The 15,491-nt window shown below is 69.1% G+C and carries 13 protein-coding genes; 2 read left to right on the top strand and 11 right to left on the bottom strand.

What is annotated here, in order from left to right:
- Positions 1-35 precede the first annotated feature (35 nt).
- A complete protein-coding gene (locus ACXAFN_RS11800) occupies positions 36-443 on the top strand; it encodes an acyl-CoA thioesterase (protein ID WP_474988906.1) in 408 nt (135 codons plus the stop codon).
- A 46-nt stretch (positions 444-489) separates the two neighbouring features.
- Here the strand turns inward: ACXAFN_RS11800 and ACXAFN_RS11805 are convergent, their stop codons facing one another.
- From ACXAFN_RS11805 to hexR, 3 genes are all read right to left on the bottom strand, one after another.
- Entirely contained in the window at positions 490-1,587 is a 1,098-nt protein-coding gene (locus ACXAFN_RS11805; protein ID WP_474988908.1) for a TRAP transporter substrate-binding protein, read from the bottom strand.
- A gap of 192 nt (positions 1,588-1,779) precedes the next feature.
- Positions 1,780-3,984, bottom strand: coding sequence for a DNA helicase II (uvrD, locus tag ACXAFN_RS11810; RefSeq protein WP_474988910.1), 2,205 nt, complete (start codon positions 3,982-3,984; stop codon positions 1,780-1,782).
- Positions 3,985-4,276: 292 nt separating this feature from the next.
- Positions 4,277-5,137: a transcriptional regulator HexR gene (gene hexR / locus ACXAFN_RS11815; protein ID WP_474988912.1), complete on the bottom strand. Its 861-nt coding sequence runs from the start codon at positions 5,135-5,137 to the stop codon at positions 4,277-4,279.
- A gap of 195 nt (positions 5,138-5,332) precedes the next feature.
- Here hexR and ACXAFN_RS11820 point away from each other — a divergent pair, with 195 nt between their 5' ends.
- A complete protein-coding gene (locus tag ACXAFN_RS11820) occupies positions 5,333-5,542 on the top strand; it encodes a PA3496 family putative envelope integrity protein (protein ID WP_474988914.1) in 210 nt (69 codons plus the stop codon).
- Positions 5,543-5,676: 134 nt separating this feature from the next.
- Here ACXAFN_RS11820 and ACXAFN_RS11825 read toward each other — a convergent pair whose 3' ends face one another.
- The 8 genes from ACXAFN_RS11825 to ACXAFN_RS11860 all read right to left on the bottom strand — a co-directional run bounded on the left by ACXAFN_RS11825 (position 5,677) and on the right by ACXAFN_RS11860 (position 15,485).
- Positions 5,677-7,017 (bottom strand): sodium-dependent transporter, encoded by a 1,341-nt coding sequence (locus tag ACXAFN_RS11825; protein WP_474988916.1) that lies wholly within the window; start codon positions 7,015-7,017, stop codon positions 5,677-5,679.
- 322 nt (positions 7,018-7,339) lie between these two features.
- The gene (locus ACXAFN_RS11830) at positions 7,340-8,170 is read right to left on the bottom strand and encodes a DUF72 domain-containing protein (protein WP_474988918.1); all 831 of its coding nucleotides are present in this window, start codon (positions 8,168-8,170) and stop codon (positions 7,340-7,342) included.
- A gap of 68 nt (positions 8,171-8,238) precedes the next feature.
- The gene (glmS, locus tag ACXAFN_RS11835) at positions 8,239-10,071 is read right to left on the bottom strand and encodes a glutamine--fructose-6-phosphate transaminase (isomerizing) (protein WP_474988919.1); all 1,833 of its coding nucleotides are present in this window, start codon (positions 10,069-10,071) and stop codon (positions 8,239-8,241) included.
- A gap of 10 nt (positions 10,072-10,081) precedes the next feature.
- Positions 10,082-11,449, bottom strand: coding sequence for a bifunctional UDP-N-acetylglucosamine diphosphorylase/glucosamine-1-phosphate N-acetyltransferase GlmU (gene glmU / locus ACXAFN_RS11840; RefSeq protein ID WP_474988921.1), 1,368 nt, complete (start codon positions 11,447-11,449; stop codon positions 10,082-10,084).
- Between the two features lie 32 nt (positions 11,450-11,481).
- Positions 11,482-12,606 (bottom strand): FAD:protein FMN transferase, encoded by a 1,125-nt coding sequence (locus tag ACXAFN_RS11845; RefSeq protein WP_474988923.1) that lies wholly within the window; start codon positions 12,604-12,606, stop codon positions 11,482-11,484.
- Between the two features lie 113 nt (positions 12,607-12,719).
- Positions 12,720-13,517, bottom strand: a complete 798-nt coding sequence (locus ACXAFN_RS11850; RefSeq protein WP_474988925.1) for an undecaprenyl-diphosphate phosphatase — start codon at positions 13,515-13,517, stop codon at positions 12,720-12,722.
- Positions 13,518-13,598: 81 nt separating this feature from the next.
- Positions 13,599-14,969 carry a magnesium transporter gene (mgtE, locus tag ACXAFN_RS11855; RefSeq protein WP_474988926.1) on the bottom strand — a complete coding sequence of 457 codons (1,371 nt, stop codon included), beginning with the start codon at positions 14,967-14,969 and terminating at the stop codon, positions 13,599-13,601.
- An 87-nt stretch (positions 14,970-15,056) separates the two neighbouring features.
- Positions 15,057-15,485: a F0F1 ATP synthase subunit epsilon gene (locus tag ACXAFN_RS11860; protein ID WP_474988927.1), complete on the bottom strand. Its 429-nt coding sequence runs from the start codon at positions 15,483-15,485 to the stop codon at positions 15,057-15,059.
- Positions 15,486-15,491 lie beyond the last annotated feature (6 nt).

Here is a 15,491-nt window from a genome sequence, read left to right on the forward strand (position 1 = left end):
TCCCCGCACAACAACAAGCCAGGCGAGACCGTGCCATGAGCGAACTCGACGATATTCCGGCCCCCCGCGGCCGACTGACCCTCAAGCTGGTCGCCAGCCGTCAGGATACCAACTTCCATGGCGACATTTCCGCCGGTTGGCTGGTCGGCCACATGGACCAGGCCGCCGAGCTGGCCGCCGGTCGCGAGGCGCGGGGACGCACCGCCACCGTGGCCATCGAGGCCATGGACTTCCTGTGCCCGGTGCGGGTGGGCTCGATGGTCAACATCTTCACCGAGGTCCGCGAGATCGGCCACAGCTCGATCAAGATCGATGTCGAGGTGTGGAGCCGCTCGCCCCAGGAGCGCGACCCCGACGAACTGCACAAGGTCACCGAGGCGCGCGTCGTGACGGTCGCCCTGGACGACAACGGCCGCATCCGCGCGGTGCGTCAGGGGAGCTGAACCACCCGCCGCATACCGGCTCGCAGCGAGCGGGCGGCGCCTCGGCTCAGACCAGGCGTTCCCGCGCCTTCAGGTAGGCGAACTCGCCCGCGTCGGTGAAGGGGCTCACCTTCTGCTGGAAGTCGCGGTAGGCATCAAAGATCCGCTTGGATGCCTCGTCGCCCTCGACCTGGCGCTGGATGACGTTCTTCGACGAATCGTGCAGGGCCGCCATGACGTCATCGGGGAAGCTGCGAAGCTGGACGCCGTGCTCGTCGACCAGCGTGCGCAGCGCCTCGGCGTTGCGATAGGCGAACTCGCTGATCATCGCCAGGTTGGAGGCACGGGCCGCCTCGGCGACCACCGCCTTGAGGTCGTCCGGCAGGGCCTTCCAGGCGTCGAGGTTGACGGTGCCCTCGAGGATGGCACTGGGCTCGTTCCAGGCCGAGGTGTAGTAGTAGTCGGCCACCTGGTGCAGGCCGAAGGCCAGGTCGTTGTAGGGCCCGACCCAGTCGGCGGCGTCCAGCACCCCGGTCTCCATGGAGGTGAAGATCTCGCTGCCGGGAATCGTCATGGTGGTCACGCCGATGCCGCTCATGGCCTCGCCGGCCAGGCCCGGCAGGCGCAGCTTGAGGCCCTGCATGTCGTCCAGCGAGTTGATCTCCTTCTTGAACCAGCCGGCCATCTGGGTGCCGGTGTTGCCCACCGCGAAGGGCTTGAGGTTGTGCTCGGCGTAGAGCTCGTCCCACAGCGCCTGACCGCCGCCGTAGTAGAGCCAGGCGTTGGTCTCGGTGGTGGTCATGCCGAAGGGCACGGCGGTGAAGAACTGGGCCGCGGCGACCTTGCCCCGCCAGTAGTAGGAGGCGGAATGGCCCATCTCGGCGGTGCCGGCGGACACCGCATCGAACACCTCCAGGGCCGGCACCAGCTCACCGGCGCCATGGACGCGCACCCGCATGCGGCCGCCGGACATGCGTTCGATGCGCTCGGCGAGATCGTTGGCCCCGGTACCCAGCGCCGGGAAATTCTTGGGCCAGGAAGTCACCATGTTCCAGGTGATGGTCTCCTGGGCGCTGGCGGTGTTGACGAAGGGGGCGGCGGCGACGCCGGCGGTGCCGGCGCCCAGGGTCTTGAGACTGGTCTTGAGAAAATTGCGACGCTCCATGGCGAGGGCGGCTCCTTGATGTTCTTTTATGCCGCGTGCCGGCGGCACGCGTGTCCGTCGTGCAGTATGCGCGAAAGCCGAATTTCTCAGCAAGCGAACGACCACCGCGCCATGAACAGGGAATCGCTCGGGGCCGATCCGTCGACAGCGCCCCTCACCACATCGAAGACCTTGTCTCTCGGTGTGGGATCACTAGAGAGGCGTCAGCTTGGCGAACCCCAGCACCAGCCACTTGTCGCCCTCGCCCTCGAAGCTGACCTGCACCCGGGCGCGTTCGCCCTCGCCTTCGGCGTTGAGGATCACGCCCTCGCCGAACACCGGGTGGCTGACCCGCTGGCCCAGCGACAGCGACGGCAGGTCGGCGCCGCCGTTGACGCCGTCCTGACGCCAGGCCGGGGCCGGGCGTGAGGCGGTGACCGGCCGCGAGACCTGGCCGCGCAGGCGCACCTCCTCGAGGCAGTCCTCGGGCAGCTCGCGCAGGAAACGCGACGGCCGCTGGAAGGTCTCCTTGCCGTGCAGCCGGCGCAGCTCGGCGTGGGTGAGGTAGAGCTTCTGCATCGCTCGGGTCAGCCCCACGTAGCACAGCCGGCGCTCCTCCTCGAGGCGACCGGGCTCCTCCAGCGACATCTTGTGGGGGAAGAGCCCCTCTTCCACGCCGGCGACGAACACCACCGGGAACTCCAACCCCTTGGCCGAGTGCAGCGTCATCAGCTGCACACAGTCCTCGAACTCGTCGGCCTCGTGTTCGCCGGCGTTGAGCGCCGCCTCGGCGAGGAAGGCCTCCAGGGCGGCCATGCCCTCGCCGGCCTCCACGGTGTCCAGGGTCTCGCCCTGGGAGAAGGCCTTGGCGGCGGTGACCAGCTCCTCGAGGTTCTCGACCCGGGCCTGGCCCTTCTCGCCCTTCTCGTTGCGGTGGTGCTCGACCAGCCCGGTGCGCTCGTTGACGTGGTCAATGATCTCGTGGAGCGCCATGCCGGAGGTCTCGTCGTCGAGCCGCTCGATCAGATCGGCGAAGGCCGTCAGTGAGGACACCGCGCGGCCCTTGAGCGAGCCATCGAGCTGGGCGTCGTGCAGCGCCTGCCAAAGCGAGATGCCCGTCTGCCGGGCGCGCTCGCGCAGTACCTCCACGGTGCGGGTACCGATGCCCCGCGCCGGCACGTTGATGACCCGCTCCAGGGAGGCGTCGTCGTCGCGGTTGAGCAGCAGCCGCAGGTAGGCCAGGGCGTTCTTGATCTCCAGACGTTCGTAGAAGCGCTGGCCGCCGTAGATGCGGTAGGGCACGCCCTGGCGGATCAGCGTTTCCTCGATCACCCGCGACTGGGCGTTGGAACGGTAGAGGATGGCGATCTCGCGGCGCGTCATGCCCTCCTCGACCTTCTCGCGGATGGTGTCGACGATGAAGCGCGCCTCGTCCAGGTCGTTGAAGCCACCGTACAGCGAGATCGGCTCGCCGCGGTCGCCGGCGGTCCACAGTTCCTTGCCCATGCGCTCCGAGTTGTGGCGAATCAGGGCGTTGGCGGCGTCGAGGATGGCGCTGGTCGAGCGATAGTTCTGCTCCAGGCGCACCGTCTTGGTGGCCGGGAACTCGTCCTCGAAGCGGCGGATGTTCTCGATCCGCGCGCCGCGCCAGCCGTAGATCGACTGGTCGTCGTCGCCGACCACGGTCATCGGCGTGCGCATGCCGGTGAGCAGCTTCAGCCAGGCGTACTGCAGGGTGTTGGTGTCCTGGAACTCGTCGACCAGCACGTGGGCGAAGCGCTCCTGGTAGTGGGCCAGCAGGGCGGGATTGTCGCGCAGCAGCTCGAGGCTCCTGAGCAGCAGCTCGCCGAAGTCCACCAGGCCGCCGCGCTCGCAGGTCAGCTGATAGCGCTCGTAGAGCTCGACCATCTGGGTCATGTAGGCATCGCCGTGGGCGTCCACCTGGTGCGGACGCAGGCCCTCCTCCTTGCAGCCGGAGATGAAGGACTGCACCTGGCGCGGCGGGTAGCGCTCGTCATCGATGCGATGGTCCTTGAGCAGCCGCTTGATCAGGCGTAGCTGGTCATCGGCGTCGATGATCTGGAAGTGCTGGGGCAGCCTCGCGTCCTGCCAGTGGGTGCGCAGCAGGCGATGGGCGATGGAGTGGAAGGTGCCGACCCAGACATGGCGCAGCGAGATGCCCAGCAGCGCCTCCAGGCGGGTGCGCATCTCGCGGGCCGCCTTGTTGGTGAAGGTCACCGCCAGCACGGCATACGGCGAGAGTCCCTCGGCCTGCATCAGCCAGGCGATGCGATGCACCAGCACCCGGGTCTTGCCCGAGCCGGCACCGGCCAGCACCAGCATGTTGCCCTGGGGGGCGCTGACGGCCTCGCGCTGGGCCGGGTTCATGTGGTCGAGAATCGCCGTGACGTCGTCCATGGGAAGGCATCGCTGCTCGGGAAAATGGGCCGACAGCTTAGCATAGGGGCGAGGGGCGAGGGGCGAGGGGCGAGGGGCGAGGGGCGAGGGGCGAGGGGCGAGGGGCGAGGGGCGAGGGGCGAGGGGCGAGGGGCGAGGGGCGAGGGGCGAGGGGCGAGGGGCGAGGGGCGAGGCAGCTTGATGTCGGCAGCGGAGGCGTCAAGCCCCCGCGTCGAGCGTGCGTCCCCGCGGCGAACGACCCTCCGGCTACCGCCGCGAGCCGGGCCACGGCACCTGCGCCGGCAACGCCGGCTCAGGAGTCGTCCGGTTCCGGATAGCGCAGCGGGTTGAGGCTCCGCTTCACCGACTTGAGCTGCTCGGCGAGCTTGGGCCCGCGGGACTTGGCCACGCCCACCGCCAGCACGTCGATCAGCACCAGATGGGCGATCCGCGAGCTCATCGGGGTGTAGATCTCGGTGTCCTCGTGGACATCGATATACAGCGGCAGGGTCACTTCCTCGGCCAGCGGCGAGCCGCTGGGGCACAGCCCGATCACCGTGGCCCCCGCCTCCCGGGCCAGGCGCACGCTGGCCACCAGCGCCCGGGTGCGACCGGTCTGGGAGATGGCCACCACCACATCGCCCTCCTTGAGGGTCACCGCCGACATGTTCTGCATGTGCGGATCGGTGTAGGCGGCGGTGGAGATCTGCAGGCGAAAGAACTTATGCTGGGCATCGAAGGCCACCGCGCCGGAGGCGCCGAAGCCGTAGAACTCCACCCGATTGGCCATGCCCAGGGCGTTGATCGCCCGGCTCAGGCCCTCGTTGTCCAGGCGATCGCGCACCGAGAGCAGGGTGCCCACGGTGGAATCGAAGATGCTCTGGGAGAATTCGACCACCGAGTCGCTGTCGTTCATCGAGAACTGGGCGAACTGGCTGCCGGTGGCCAGCATCTGCGCCAGCTTGAGCTTGAAGTCCTGGAAGCCGTTGCAGCCCAGGGCCCGGCAGAAGCGCACCACCGTGGGCTCGCTGACCTTGGCCTCGGTGGCCAGGTCGACGATGCGCATGTGGATCACCTCGTCGGGATTGCGCAGCACGAAACGCGCCACCTTCTGCTCGGAGCGGCGGAAGTGCTCCATGCGGCGTCTCATCTCATCGAACAGGCCTAGGCTCACGCGGCGCTCCTCGTCGGCGTATCGGGCGGTCTGCCCACAGTATGCCCTAGCGGCCGTGGAATGGGCACTCCGGGACGTCGCCGGGGCGTTTACGCCCCGATCTTCATCATTCTGTCAAGTGGGGTATAGTAAGAATTGCAGTGTCGCGCAGCGTCATCGATGCCGGCACCCTCACTGCAGACAGGAGAGTCGATCATGCGCAATGTCGAACGGTTAACCTCCGTCAAGAGCGAACTTCTCGACATCTTCATGAGCATGGAAGTCGCCGAACACGAACAACGCTCCCGCACCGCGGCTCAGCGCAACCTGCGCGCCCGCCGCGGCATCGAGCTCCACGAGGAATTCAAGCGGCTGAGCCAGGACATCGCCGAGTTGCCGGAAGACGGCGACGACGAGATGCACTAGGAGCCCGACGAACCGGACACCGACCGGCGTTGCCGAGCGGCCCAGCCCGGCTCGACCGGCCCCGGGCAGACGCAACGAGCCCCGCACGGGGCGGGGCTCGTCGATGGCGTCGTCGCCCGAGGCGACGTGTCGGCTCAGAGGCTGGACACGAAGACCGCGATCACGCCGATCGGGGCGACGAAGCGGGACACGACCGTCCAGACCATCGCGGCGGTGTCGCCGAGCCCGAGTTCCCGACGCACGCTGTCGCGGTCCAGGAACCAGGCCACGAAGACCACGGCCATCAGGCCGGTGAGCGGCAGCAGGAACTTGCTGGTCACGGTGTCGAGCAGGTCGAAGACGTTCAGCCCGAAGATCAGCACGTCACTCCAGACGTTGAAGGCCAGCAGCGCCGCGATGCCCAGCGCCCAGGTCGCCGCGCCGGCCACCAGGGTCGCGCCGACGCGCGACAGCGGGGTGCGCTCCTCGACGAACTCCACCACCGGCTCCAGCAGCGAGATGGCCGAAGTCAGGGCGGCGAAGGTCAGCAGCAGGAAGAAGAACAGCCCCAGGATCACGCCGCCGCCCATGTTGCCGAAGGCCAGCGGCAGGGTGACGAAGATCAGCCCCGGGCCGGAGCTCAGGTCGAGGCCGTTGGCAAAGACGATGGGGAAGATCGCCAGGCCGGCCACCAGCGCCACCAGGGTGTCGAGGATGATCACGGTCCGCGCGGTCTTGAGCAGGTTGACGTCCTCGCCCAGGTAGGAACCGTAGGCCATCATGATGCCCATGCCCAGGGAAAGGGTGAAGAAGGCCTGGCCCATGGCGGCCAGCACCACGCCGCCGTCCAGGGCGCCGAAGTCGGGGTTGAACATGAAGCTCAACGCCTCGCCGAAGTGGCCGGTAGTCATGCCGTAGCCGACCAGCACCAGCATCAGCACGCCCAGCGCCGGCATCAGGCTGCGCACGGCGCCCTCGAGGCCCTTGGTCACGCCGCGGGCGACGATGCCGATGACCAGCAGCATGAACACCGAGTGACCGGCCAGCAGCAGGCCGGGGTTGCCCAGCATGTCGTTGAACAGGCCACCGATGCCATCGGCGGTCTGTCCGCTGAAGGCCCCGGTCACGGAGCTCAGGGTGTAGTAGAGCGACCAGCCGCCGATCACGCTGTAGAACGACAGGATCAGGAAGGCGCCCAGGATCCCGCTGATGCCCACCATCATCCAGGCTCGGGTGCGCCCCGAGGCCTCGGCCAGGTCGGCCATGGCATTGGCCGGGTTCTTCTGTCCGCGACGGCCGACCAGCCACTCGGCGATCAGGATCGGCAGGCCCACCAGGGCGATACACAACAGGTAGACGAGCACGAAGGCCGCGCCGCCACTGTCGCCCACCATGTAGGGAAATTTCCAGATATTGCCCAGACCGACCGCGGACCCGGTGGCCGCGAGGATAAAGGTCAGTCGGGATGACCACTGTGCGTGGGTAGATTTCGACATGTTTCACCTTGATAAAGCGTGTCGCCATCGATCGATCGGATGCGATGACGGAGGTTGTGGTTGTAGTCGCCACGTCCGCGGGGCGCCGGATCACGGCACACCGCATTCAAGGGCATAACGCATGCCAAGCAGGATCGCTGCCGAAGCTACGCTCCCGCCGCCAGGGCGGCGGGAACCTCGGGAGGAATAGCGCAGAAATCTCGCGGGATAGGCGAGCGACTCCACAATATCCCATGGCAAGTGACGATCGAGGCGTAAAAATATCCGATCATACGCTTGGTGGCCAGCCATGGGGACGAAACCGTCGGCTCGACGGCATCGCTCAGAACAGCGCGGCCTGGCACTCGCCGGGAAAGGCCGGCAGGGCGGGCAGCCCGGCCCGCTCGGCGACGGCCGCGTGAAGCCGGCGCGCCAGCTGCGGGGCGCGGCGATTGTCGGCGGTGTGCACAAAGAGGAAAGGGGTTTTCCCCTGTTTTATCCACAGCGCGAGGCGCTCGATCCAGGGTCGGAAGTAGTCGAGATTGACGCTTTCGTCAACATGACCGATGAAGCGCACGACCGGAAAATTCCCTGTGGAAATCACGTGTAACGGGCGTTTCGGCTTCTCGCGCTGGGCCTTTTGCAGGCCCGGATGATCTCCGGCGGCGGTGGAGAACAGCGGGCGAACATCGAGCATCACCCGGTTCGCCCCGTGACTTATCAACAACCTGTTGAGACCTGCCTCGGCGTTCCCCTTGTGGAAGAATTCACTGTGGCGCACCTCGACGGCACAGGGCAGACCGCTCGGCCAGCGCGCCAGCAACGCCTCGAGCCTCGGCAGCTCCTCGGCGCCGAAATCGCGAGGGAGCTGGACCAGCAGGGGGCCTAGTCGATCATGCAGCGGCGTCAGGGCCGCCAGGAAGTCGTCGAAGGCCCCCTCGACGGCCGTCAGGCGTCGATCGTGCGTCAGTTCGGCGGGCAGCTTGAAGCAGAAGCGGAAACCGGGCGGCGCCTGAGCGGCCCAGGCCGCCACCGTCTCGGCGCGGGGCGCCCCGCTGTAGAAGGTGGTATTGCCCTCCACGGCGGAAAACACCCGGGCGTAATCGTCCAGCAGGCGCTCGCTGCCGCCGTGGGGCGGATAGAGCCCACCGCGCCAGTCGGGATTGGCCCACATGGGCAGCCCCAGATGCAGGCGCGGCCCGGGGGCACCGAGAGCCGTCTTTCCCGTCACGGTGCCTGGCGTCACTCCACGGTCACGGACTTGGCCAGGTTGCGGGGCTGGTCCACGTCGGTGCCCTTGAGCACCGCGACATGGTACGACAGCAGCTGCAGCGGCACGGTGTAGAGGATCGGCGCCAGGGCATCCTCGACCCGCGGCAGGCGCAGCACGCGAATGCCTTCGCCGTCCTCGAGCGTTACCCCCTGGTCGGCGAACACGAACAGCTCGCCGCCCCGGGCCCGCACTTCCTGGAGGTTGGACTTGAGCTTGTCGAGCAGGGCATCATTGGGCGCCACCGCGATCACCGGCATCTCGCCGTCGACCAGCGCCAGCGGGCCATGCTTGAGCTCGCCGGCCGGATAGGCCTCGGCGTGGATGTAGGAGATCTCCTTGAGCTTCAGGGCGCCCTCCAGGGCCACCGGGAAGTGTGCGCCGCGGCCGAGGAACAGCGCGTGATGCTTCTCGGCGAAGGCCGCGGACAGCGTCTCGATGGCCGGGTCCAGCGCCAGCACCTCCCGCACCTGCTCGGGCAGGCGACGCAGTGCCTCGACCAGTGCCGCCTGCTCGTCGGCGGCCTGGCCCCGCGAGCGGCCCAGCGCCAGGGTCAGCAGCATCAGCGCGGTGAGCTGGGTGGTGAAGGCCTTGGTGGAGGCCACGCCGATCTCCGGGCCGGCCTGGGTCATCAGCGTCAGGTCCGACTCGCGCACCAGGGAGCTCCCCGGCACGTTGCAGATCGCCAGGCTGCCCAGGTACCCCAGCCCCTTGGCGAAGCGCAGCGCCGCCAGGGTGTCGGCGGTCTCGCCGGACTGGGAGAGGGTCACGAACAGCGTGCCCTCGGGCACCACCACGCGGCGATAGCGATATTCCGAGGCCACCTCGACCTGCACCGGCACCCCCGCATAGCGCTCCAGCCAGTAGCGCGCCACCATGCCGGCATGATAGCTGGTGCCGCAGGCCACGACGTGGATCTGGCGCACCTCGCCGAACAGCGCCTCGGCCTCGGGCCCGAAGCTCTCCACCAGGGCGCTGCGCTCGCCCAGCCGCCCCTCCAGGGCCGCGGCGATCACCGCCGGCTGCTCGTGGATCTCCTTGAGCATGAAGTGGCGATAGCCGCCCTTTCTGGCGGCGCCGTCGCCATACTCGAAGGTCTGCACCGGCCGCTCCACCGCGGCGCCCTCGGCGTCGAAGACCTCGATCCTGCCGCCGTCGGAGAGGCGCACCACGTCGCCCTCCTCCAGGTAGATGAAGCGGTCGGTGACCTGCAGCAGCGCCAGCGGGTCGGAGGCCAGGAAGGCCTCCTCGATGCCGACGCCGACCACCAGCGGGCTGCCCTGACGGGCGCCGATCACCACGCCGGGCGCCTCGGCGTGGACCACGCCCAGCGCATAGGCCCCCTCGAGCCGGGCCAGGGCGCGCCGCACGGCGCCGAGCAGGTCGCCCTCGCCGGCCTCCCGGGCGATCAGGTGGGCCATCACCTCGGTGTCGGTCTCCGAGGCGAAGGCGTAGCCCGCGGCCTCGAGTTCGCCCCTCAGCGCCTCGTGGTTCTCGATGATGCCGTTGTGCACCAGCGCCAGGCGCTCGCCGGACTGGTGGGGGTGGGCATTCTCCTCGCTGGGCCGGCCATGGGTGGCCCAGCGGGTATGGGCGATGCCGCTATGGCCCGGCAGGGGGGCGGCGACGAGCCTCTCCTCCAGGGCCGCCACCTTGCCCAGGGCGCGACGGCGCGCCAGGCGGCCGTCGTGGCCCAGCACGGCCATGCCCGCGGAGTCGTAGCCGCGATACTCCAGCCGCTTGAGGCCCTCCAGGAGAATGCCCTGGACGTTGCGTTGGGCGACGGCGCCGACGATGCCACACATGGTTCGCTCCTCAGAGGTCGTCTTTCTTGACCGGCCGCTGCCAGTCTTCCTTGTTGATCAGGCGGCCCCGGCTCACCGCCAGGGTATCGTCCGCCACGTCGCGGCTCAGCGTGGAGCCGGCGCCCACGGTGGCGCCCTTGCCCACGCTGATCGGGGCCACCAGGGCGGTATTGGAACCGATGAAGGCGCCGTCGCCGATCTCGGTGCGATGCTTGTTGGCGCCGTCGTAGTTGCAGGTGATGGTGCCCGCGCCCACGTTGACGTCGCGCCCCAGCCGCGCATCGCCGACGTAGCTGAGGTGGTTGATCTTGCTGCCCTCGCCCACCTCGGCGTTCTTGGTCTCGACGAAGTTGCCGACCTTGGCGCCCACCGCCAGGCGGGAGCCGGGACGCAGCCGGGCGAAGGGGCCGATGCGGTTGTGGCCGGCCACCACGGCGCCCTCGAGGACGCTGTGGGACTCGATGACCGTCTCGGCGCCGACGTGGCTGTCGCGGATCACGCAGTAGGGGCCGATCCTCACGCCCTCGCCCAGCTCGACGTCGCCCTCGAACACGCAGCCCACGTCGATCTCGACGTCGTGGCCGCAGGTGAGGTTGCCGCGCACGTCGAGGCGCTCGGGGTCGGCCAGGGCCACGCCGGCGGCCATCAGGGCCTCGGCGGTGTCGCGCTGGCAGGCCCGTTCGAGACGCGCCATCTGGGCCCGGTCGTTGACGCCCTCGACCTCCAGCGCCCGGGCCGGCTGGGCGGTGGCGATCTTCACGCCTTCGGCGGCGGCCATGGCGATGACATCGGTGAGGTAGTACTCGCCCTGGGCATTGTCGGCGGACAGCCGCGGCAGCCAGCGACGCAGCTGGGCGGCGGTCATCGCCATGATGCCGGTATTGCACTCGCGCACCGCGCGCTCGGCCTCGGAGGCGTCCTTGTGCTCGACGATGGCCACCGCCTCGCCGGCCTCGTCGCGCAGGATGCGGCCATAGCCGTTGGGGTCCTCGAGGGTCACGGTGAGCAGCCCCAGGTGCCGCTCATCGACGCGTCCCAGCAGGTCGCGCAGGGTCTCGCGGCGAATCAGCGGCACGTCGCCGTAGAGCACCAGTACCTTGCCTTCCCCCAGGCCCTCCAGCGCCTGGGCCACGGCATGGCCGGTGCCCTTCTGCTCGGTCTGACGGGCGAAGCGCACCCGGCAGTCGGCCAGCGTCTCGCGCACGTGTTCGGCGCCGTGGCCGACCACCACATGGGTCCGCTCGGCCTCGAGCCCGGCGGCGGTGTCGATCACGTGTCGCACCAGGGGCTTGCCGGCCAGCCGGTGCAGCACCTTGGGCAGGGCCGAACGCATCCGGGTCCCCTGCCCGGCCGCCAGTATCACCACGTCGAGGCTCATCGTGACTCCTTGTCCATCATCGTTGAATCGGTTCATTCTAGTGCGTCCGAGGCCTCGGCATCCACGTCCCCGGTCGCGGCCCGGGCGTCGACCACCTCGACGCCCATGCCCTCGAGCCTGTCGCGCCCGAAGCGATCCGCGAAGGCCGGGCTGGCCTGGCTCACCCAGCCGTCGCCGTCCTCGTCGCGCACCAGCATCAGCACGGCCAGGCCATGCTCCCGGGCCAGGGCCATGCCCTCGTCCTCGCCGAGCACCGACATGGCGGTAGCCCAGGCATCGGCGCGGGCATTGGAGTCGTCCACCACCGTCACCGAGGCCATGCGATGCTGGATCGGACGGCCGGTGCGCGGGTCGATGGTGTGCGAATAGCGGCGTCCGTCCTGCTCGAAGTAGTTGCGATAGTCGCCCGAGGTGGCCACCGAGGTGTCCGCCAGGGGCAGCACGTACTTGGCCTGGGGCCGGCCGTCGCGGGGGATCTCGACGCCGATCCGCCAGGGCTCGGCCTCGCCGTCGCGATGACCGGCCACTTCGAGCTCGCCGCCGATGTTGACCAGGTAGTCGTCGATGCCCTGCTCGGCCACGTAGGCCGCCACCCGGTCGGTGGCGTGCCCCTTGGCCACCCCGGACAGGTCGACGAAGACATCCTTGAGGCGCCGCGCCCGGTTCGACTCGACATCGAGCTCCAGGGTGTCCATGCCGACCTCGGCCAGGCGCCGCTCGATCAGCGCGTCCTCGGGCACCTCCCGGGGCCGTGCCTCGGGCCCGAAGCTCCACAGGTTGACCAGCCCGCCCACGGTGATGTCGAAGGCGCCGCCGCTGGCGTCGCCTACCTCATGGGCGACCCCCAGCACCTCGATCAGCGGCGCGGACAGCGTCTGCCACTCGCCCAGCGGCGCCTGATTGAAGGCCACCAGCTCGGCGTCGTCGCGATAGGTGGACATGGAGGCATCGACGCTCTCGAGCTCGTCGAGGATACCGGCCTCCAGGGCGTCGCGACGCTCGGCGGTGATCGGGTCGGCGATGGTCACCTGGTAGAAGGTGCCGAAGATGTCGCCCTCCAGGGTGACGGGAGGCTCCAGGGTGCGCTCCGAGCAGCCGGCCAGCAGGGCGACCAGCAGCAGCGTCAGGAAGGCGAGGCGATGGTGTGGGAATGGCATGTGGGCTCCAACAGATAAAGTCCGGAGGATGCGCAGATCGATGTCGCGAGCGCTGAGAGGTGGGGGCGCCTAGCCTGGCCGCCGCCGGAGCGCAGCAATACATCCGTGCTTCCTCAGCCGAACAGCCAGATCAGCGCGACGCCGAGCATCAACCGATAGATGACGAAGGGCTGCATGCCGATCCGGCGAATGAAGGCCAGGAAGAAATGGATGCACAGGTAGGCGCTGACCCCCGACAGCAGGGTCCCCGCGGCCAGGTCGCCCCAGGCCACCGGTACCGGCGTCTCCAGCAGGTCCAGGGTCTCCAGGCCGCCGGCCAGCACGATCACCGGGATCGACAGCAGGAAGGAGAAGCGGGCCGCCGCCTCGCGGGTCAGCCCCAGCATCAGCGCCGCGGTCATGGTGATGCCCGAGCGCGAGGTGCCGGGAATCAGCGCCAGGGCCTGGGCCAGGCCGATCCACAGGGCATCGCGCCAGGACATCCGATACTCGTCGCGGCGGCCGCGGTGGCGCCAGTCGGCAATGCCGAGCACCAGACCGAACACGATCAGCCCCCCGGCCAGCACCAGCGGCGAGCGCATCACCGACTCGATGGGCTCCTTGAGGGCCAACCCCGCCACGCCCACCGGGATGGTCGCCAGGATCACCCACCAGGCCAGCCGGGCGTCGGCATCGGTGCCTCGGCCGATCACACTGCGACACCAGCTGCCCAGCATGGCGACCAGCTCCCGGCGAAAGTAGAGCACCACCGCCGCCAGGCTGCCCAGGTGCAGGGCCACGTCGAAGGCCAGGCCCTGGTCGGGCCAGTCGGTGAACACCGGGACCAGGATCAGGTGGGCGGAGCTGGAGATCGGCAGGAACTCGGTCAATCCCTGAACCAGGGAGAGCAGGATGATCTGTGGCCAGTCCATGGGCACGGTTCTCGGTGAGTGGAAACAGTGTTCGATGCGCGTTCCAGAGCATACAGGTCGCCGGGCCCGCTGTCCGCCCCCTCAGCCGCCGAACAGCACCAGGGTGGCGATGCTGAAGTAGATCAGCACCCCGGAGGCGTCGATCAGCGTGGTCACCAGCGGCGCCGAGGCGGTGGCCGGATCCCAGCCCAGCCGATCGAGCAGGAACGGCAGGCACATGCCCAGCAGGCTGCCGAACAGCACGATGGCGATCATGCTGATCGCCACCACCAGCGCCACCGCCTCGCCGCCGCGGAACACCCCGATCGGCGCCACGGCCAGCGCCATGGTCAGCCCCAGCGAGCCGGCCACCAGCAGCTCGCGGCCGAGCAGCTTGCCCCAGTCGCGCACCCCGACCTCGCCGGTGGCCATGCCGCGCACCATCAGGGTCGCCGCCTGGGCCCCGGCATTGCCGCCGCTGCCGATCAGCAGCGGCAGGAAGAACACCAGCGCCACCTGGGCCGAGATGGTCGCCTCATAGTGGGCGATGCCGGCCCCGGACAGCAGATTGCCGAACACCAGCAGCACCAGCCAGGTCACCCGCTTGCGGTACAGGCTCCACAGCGGCACCCGGCTGACGCCGTCCTCCAGGGCGCCGATCGACATCCCCTTGTGGATATCTTCGGTGGCCTCGGATTCCACCACGTCCAGGGCGTCGTCGTGGGTGACGATGCCCACCAGGCGGCGCGCCTCGTCGACCACCGGCAGCGCCAGCAGGTCGTAGCGGGCCACGATGCGCGCCACCTCCTCCTGGGGGGTGTCCACCGTGGCGTGGATGACGTCGTGGATCATCAGGTCGTCGACCCGGGCGCCGGGACGCGCCACCATCAACTGGCGCAGCGACATGGTGCCGGCCAGCCGCCCCTCGGGATCGATCACGTAGAGCTGGTAGACCGTCTCGGCGTCCGGCGCGGTCTGGCGCACCCGCATCATCGCCCGGGACACCGTCAGGCCGGCGGGGATGGCCACGTAGTCCGAGGTCATCAGCGCCCCGGCGGTGCCTTCCTCGTAGCTGGCCAGGCGCTTGAGTTCCTCGCGCTCGCGATGCGCCATGCGCCGCAGCAGCGCCTCGCGGCGGTCGTCGTCGAGCACCTTGAACAGGTCGGTCCGCTCGTCGGCGCCCATTTCCTCGAGGATCGCCTGCAGGCGGTCGTCGCCCATGGCGGCGGTGATCGCCAGCTGCTCCTCGCCGTGCAGGTAACCGATCACACTGGCCTGGCGCTCCAGGGGCAGGCAGTCCAGCAGGGCCCGAACGCGCGGCACCTGCTCGTCCTCCAGCAGGTGCTGGAGGATCTCGGCGATATCGGCGGAGCGGAGTTCCGGCAGCTGGGCGTCCAGGCTGACGCGGTCATCCGCCTCCAGGGCGGCGAGCAGGGTCGCCTGGTGGCGATGCAGGGATTCTTCGAGCGGCATGGGCCAGGTCCTTCGGGTGCCGACACAAACGACAGCGCCCCCCGAGGATCTCGGGGGGCGCCATCATCGCACAGGGCGGGGGCGGCGTCAGCTGCGGCCCAACTTGCGACGCAGCTGCTGGATGGTCCGCAGCTGGGCCATGGCCTCGGCCAGCTCGGCCGTGGCCCGGGTGTAGTCCATCTCCGCGGACTTGTCCTGCATGACCTTGAGGGCATGCTGGCGAGCTTCCTCGGCAGCGGCCTCGTCCAGATCATCGGCGCGCACGGCGGTGTCGGCAAGCACGGTGACCACCTCGGGCTGAACCTCGAGGAAGCCGCCCGAGACATAGAAGTGATCCTCTTCACCTCCGCCCCGGACGATGCGCACCGGGCCGGGGGCCAGCTCGGTGAGCAGCGGCGTGTGGCCGGCCAGCACCCCGAGATCCCCCGCGCGTCCGGCCGCCACGACATGCTCGGCGACGCCGGAGAAGATCGACGCCTCGGCGCTGACGATCTCGCACTTGAAGGTTTTCGTCATGATGAC

It is taken from the genome of Halomonas sp. ABH4_019 (assembly GCF_056159885.1).